The organism is Phenylobacterium sp. (genome assembly GCF_035276905.1).
GTDB lineage: Bacteria > Pseudomonadota > Alphaproteobacteria > Caulobacterales > Caulobacteraceae > Phenylobacterium.
The window spans coordinates 1-4,270 of record NZ_DATELG010000380.1; the positions used below are offsets into that span (position 1 = coordinate 1).

The 4,270-nt window shown below is 72.2% G+C and carries 5 protein-coding genes and 1 pseudogene; 2 read left to right on the forward strand and 4 right to left on the reverse strand.

Annotated features, from left to right (window positions below; all coding sequences use genetic code 11):
• Positions 1–606: pseudogene (locus tag VJS38_RS18100) on the reverse strand (ribonucleotide reductase); the annotation flags it as partial.
• A gap of 190 nt (positions 607–796) precedes the next feature.
• Here VJS38_RS18100 and VJS38_RS18105 point away from each other — a divergent pair.
• Both VJS38_RS18105 and VJS38_RS18110 read left to right on the forward strand, forming a co-directional pair.
• Positions 797–1,198, forward strand: a complete 402-nt coding sequence (locus VJS38_RS18105) for an NADH:ubiquinone oxidoreductase subunit NDUFA12 (RefSeq protein WP_324089547.1) — start codon at positions 797–799, stop codon at positions 1,196–1,198.
• 34 nt (positions 1,199–1,232) lie between these two features.
• Positions 1,233–1,889, forward strand: coding sequence for a DUF2155 domain-containing protein (locus tag VJS38_RS18110; protein ID WP_324089548.1), 657 nt, complete (start codon positions 1,233–1,235; stop codon positions 1,887–1,889).
• On the opposite strand, the gene aat is transcribed toward VJS38_RS18110, so the two are convergent.
• From aat to VJS38_RS18125, 3 genes are all read right to left on the reverse strand, one after another.
• A complete protein-coding gene (gene aat / locus VJS38_RS18115; RefSeq protein ID WP_324089549.1) occupies positions 1,817–2,476 on the reverse strand; it encodes a leucyl/phenylalanyl-tRNA--protein transferase in 660 nt (219 codons plus the stop codon). The two genes, VJS38_RS18110 and aat, sit on opposite strands and share 73 nt — an antisense overlap.
• Before the next feature lie 170 nt (positions 2,477–2,646).
• A complete protein-coding gene (gene accC, locus VJS38_RS18120) occupies positions 2,647–3,993 on the reverse strand; it encodes an acetyl-CoA carboxylase biotin carboxylase subunit (protein WP_324089550.1) in 1,347 nt (448 codons plus the stop codon).
• A gap of 4 nt (positions 3,994–3,997) precedes the next feature.
• Positions 3,998–4,270 (reverse strand): acetyl-CoA carboxylase biotin carboxyl carrier protein (locus tag VJS38_RS18125; protein ID WP_324089551.1); only part of this gene is annotated, 273 nt, incomplete at its 5' end.

Sequence of the window (4,270 nt, forward strand, 5' to 3'; positions counted from 1 at the left end):
CGGGGCGGCCGCGCGCCATTCGCTCTCGCCGGCGCGCGCCAGCGACACCGCCTCCAGGATCACGGCGGAAGAGGCGCCGGCCTGGCGGGCGGCGTGGGCGGCGCGCGCCAGGCTCGGATTGCGCGCCGGATCGGCGCAGGCCTCGGCCTCGCCCTCGCAGCGCAGGACGGCGTCCATCACCGCCTGCAGCCGGACCCCGAGCTCGACCGCAGCGGCGGCCGCCGCCTGTTCGCCGCGAAAGGTCGCCGTCAGCTCCCGCAGGGCCGCGACGGCGCCGGGACGCGCAGCGTCGACCACGGTCGGCGCCTGGCTCTGCGGGGCGGCGCCGATGGCGATGGTTCCGCTCAGGAAGGCGCTCGTCAGGGCGTCGCGGAAACGGGCGCGTTCGGCCGGCTCCTTGACGAGGCCCTTGGCCTGGGCCCGGCGGGTCAGCGTCTCGGCGAATTCGCCGATCGCGGCCCCCAGGTCGGTCTCGCCGCCGGCCCAGTCGATCCAGGCCTCGACGCGGGCGTCGGTCCAGGCGGCCGGAGCGTACGCCTGCACGATGCGGCCGGCGAGCTCGAGCGCCCGCTCCTCGATTCCGCCTGGCGAAGCCTTCTGGCCCATGACGCGTCTCCCGATCGCGCAAGGTTAGGCGGCGCCGGCCCAGTCCCGCAATAGATGTGGTGGGTCAATCGGGTTTCATCCCCAAGATGTTGCATGGCCCCTGCGGCGGGGCGGCGCTGGACCCCACGGCGCCCACCGCCTATAGTCCGGCTGCAATTCGCCTCCCTCGCAACAGCCTCCAAGAGTCCCCGTGTCGCTCCTGAAGACGATCTTCACCTGGTGGAACGGCGCCACCGCCGGCATCTACTTCACCATCGCCAAGCGCGGCGTGTTCGTGGGCCAGGACGAGTACGGCTCGCGCTACTACGAGGCGAAGGACGCCAGCGACAGCTACGACGGCCGCAAGCGCCGCTGGGTCGTGTTCAACGGCTACGCCGAGGCTTCGAAGGTGCCGCCGGACTGGCACGGCTGGCTGCACCACACCTTCACCGAGCCGCCGACCTCGGCTCCGCTGCCGCGGAAGGCCTGGGAGAAGGACTACCAGCCCAACCTGACGGGCACGATCCACGCCTACCGGCCCAAGGGCGCCATCGCCCGCGGCGGCGAGCGTCAGCGCGCGTCCGGGGACTACGAGGCCTGGTCGCCGGAATAGGCTGCAGTTGGCCCTTAGCTTGGAGAGGCCGCCGATGATCCGCTCCTCCGCCCTCGCCAGAACCGCCCGGCGCGGCGTCTGGCTGGCCGGCGTCGCGGCGCTGGCGTTCGCCGGCCTGGTCTCGGCCCAGCCCGCGGCCCCGTCGAACCCGCCGCTCATCGCGGTCCCGCCGCCGCAGCAACCCGCCCAGCCCATCCAGGAAGAAGCCCCGCCGCAGGAGACGCCGACGCCGGCGCCGGTGGTGGTGCCGCCGATGACGGAGAAGGAGATCGCGCCCGCGCCGCCCGAGGCTGCGGCCGAGCCCGAGAAGCCGGCCGCGCCGCCGCGCCGCGCCCGCTACGACGTCGCGGTCCTGGAGGCGGTCGACAAGATCACCGCCGAGACCCTGGTGTTCGAGGCCCCGGTCGGCAAGCCGCTCCGCTACAAGGGCCTGATCTTCACCGTGCGCGCCTGCGAGCGCTCCTCGCCCGAGGAGGCGGTGGAGGACTCCGTCGCCTACCTGAGCATCGACTCCCAGCCGCGGGCCGAGGCCGGCCGGCCGACCCCGCCGGCGCGGCAGGTGTTCAAGGGCTGGATGTACGCCTCCTCGCCGGGACTGCATCCGCTGGAGCACCCGGTCTACGACGCCTGGGTGATCAGCTGCAGGGCGGCCGCGCCGCAGCCGGCGCCGGGACCTGTCGCCAGCCGGTGAAACGCGGCGGGCGCCTGCAGCGCCCGCGCCAGCCGCCGGTGATACTCGCGCCGCGAGATCTCCTGGGCGCCGAAGCGCGCCAGATGCTCGGTCTGGAACTGGGTGTCCAGCAGGGTGAAGCCGCCGGCGATCAGCCGCGCCACCAGATGCACCAGCGCCACCTTCGAGGCGTCGGTCCGGCGCGAGAACATGCTCTCGCCGAAGAAGGCGCCCTCCAGCGCCACCCCGTAGAGCCCGCCGACCAGCTCGTCCGCCAGCCAGCATTCGACGCTGTGGGCGTAGCCGGCGGCGTGCAGCTGGCTGTAGAGCCGCTCGATGGGGCCGTTGATCCAGGTCTCCAGCCGGCCCGGCCCGGCCTCGGCGCAGGCGGCGACCACCTGCGAGAAGGCCGTGTCGATGCGGATCTCGAAGGGGGCCTGGCGCACGGTGCGCGCGAGCCTGCGCCCCACGTGGAAGGCGTCCAGGGGGATGACCCCGCGGCGCTCGGGGTCGATCAGGAACACCCGCGCGTCGTCGCGGGCGTCAGCCATCGGAAAGACGCCCCGGGCATAGCAGGCCAGGAGCTCGCGGGCGCCGAAGTCGTCCATGGGCGGAGATTAGCGGGGCGGGGCGGGAAGGCGCAAAGGCCGTAGCGCCCCCTCAGTCGCTTCGCGACAGCTCCCCGCAGGCGAGGGAGCATCTTCGGCCCAGATCCTCCGCCGCGAAGCGGGGGAGGTGGCTCGCGAAGCGAGACGGAGGGGGCGTTTCGGCGCGGCGCTCAGGCGCTCTGTCCCTTCATCCAGTTTTCCAGCCAGTGGATGTTGTAGTCCCCGCGGACGATGTCCGGGTTGGCCAGCAGGTCCTGGAAGAGGGCGATGTTGGTGTCGATGCCGGCGACCACCATCTCGTTCAGGCAGCGGTTCATCCGGGCGATGCACTCGGCCCGGTCGCGGCCGTGGACGATCAGCTTGCCGACCAAGCTGTCGTAGTAGGGCGGGATCGTGTAGCCGGCGTAGAGCGCCGAATCCAGCCGCACGCCCAGGCCGCCCGGGGCGTGGAAGTCCGTCACCAGCCCCGGCGAGGGGGCGAAGGTGCGGGCGTTCTCGGCGTTGATCCGGCACTCGATGGCGTGGCCCTCGAAGATCACCTCGTCCTGGGTGAAGGACAGCGGCAGGCCGGCGGCGATGCGGATCTGCTCGCGCACCAGGTCGATGTCGGTGATCGCCTCGGTGACCGGGTGCTCGACCTGCAGGCGGGTGTTCATCTCGATGAAGAAGAACTCGCCGTTCTCGTAGAGGAACTCGACCGTGCCGACGCCCAGGTAGCCGATCGCCCGCACCGCCTCGACCACCACCTTGCCAATCTTCGCGCGGGCGGCGGCGTCGATGACTGGAGAGGGGGCCTCCTCCAGCACCTTCTGGTGGCGGCGCTGCAGCGAGCAGTCGCGCTCGCCCAGATGGCAGACATTGCCGAAGGCGTCGGCGATCACCTGCAGCTCGATGTGCCGCGGCGTCGACAGGTAGCGTTCGAGGTAGACCGCATCGTCGCCGAACGCGGCCTTGGCCTCGGCGCGGGCGGTCTGCACCGCCTCCACCAGGTCGTCCTCGCTGCGGGCGACCTTCATGCCCCGGCCGCCGCCGCCGGCGGCCGCCTTGATCAGCACCGGGAAGCCGATCGCGCGGGCAGCGGTCAGCGCCTCCTCCTCGCTGGCGACCGCGCCGTCCGAGCCCGGCACCACCGGGATGCCGGCCGCCTTCACCGCCTGCTTGGCGGTGATCTTGTCGCCCATCAGCTTGATGTGCTCGGGCTTGGGGCCGATGAAGGTGAAGCCGTGCGCCTCGACGATCTCGGCGAAGCGTGCGTTCTCCGACAGGAAGCCGTAGCCCGGGTGGATGGCTTGCGCGCCCGTGATCTCGGCCGCGGCGATGATCGAGGGCACGTTCAGATAGCTCTTGGCCGCGGGCGCGGGCCCGATGCAGACGCTCTCGTCGGCCAGCCGCACCCACATGGCGCCGGAGTCGGCCTCGGAGTGCACCGCCACGGTGGAGATGCCCATCTCCTTGCAGGCCCGGTGCACGCGCAGCGCGATCTCGCCGCGGTTGGCGATCAGGATCTTGTCGAACATCGACCTACTCGATGACGGCGAGCGGCGCGCCGAACTCCACCGGCTGGGCGTCGGAGACCAGGATCTCGACGATCCGGCCGCTCTTCGGCGCCGGGATCGGGTTCATGGTCTTCATGGCTTCGACGATGAAGAGGGTCTGGCCCTCGGTCACGCTGTCGCCGACCTTGACGAACGGGTCCGCGCCCGGTTGCGGCTGCAGGTAGACGGTGCCGACCATCGGCGAGGTGACCGTGTCGCCGCGGGCGCGGGCGGGCGCCTCGGCTGCGGGGGCGGCGGC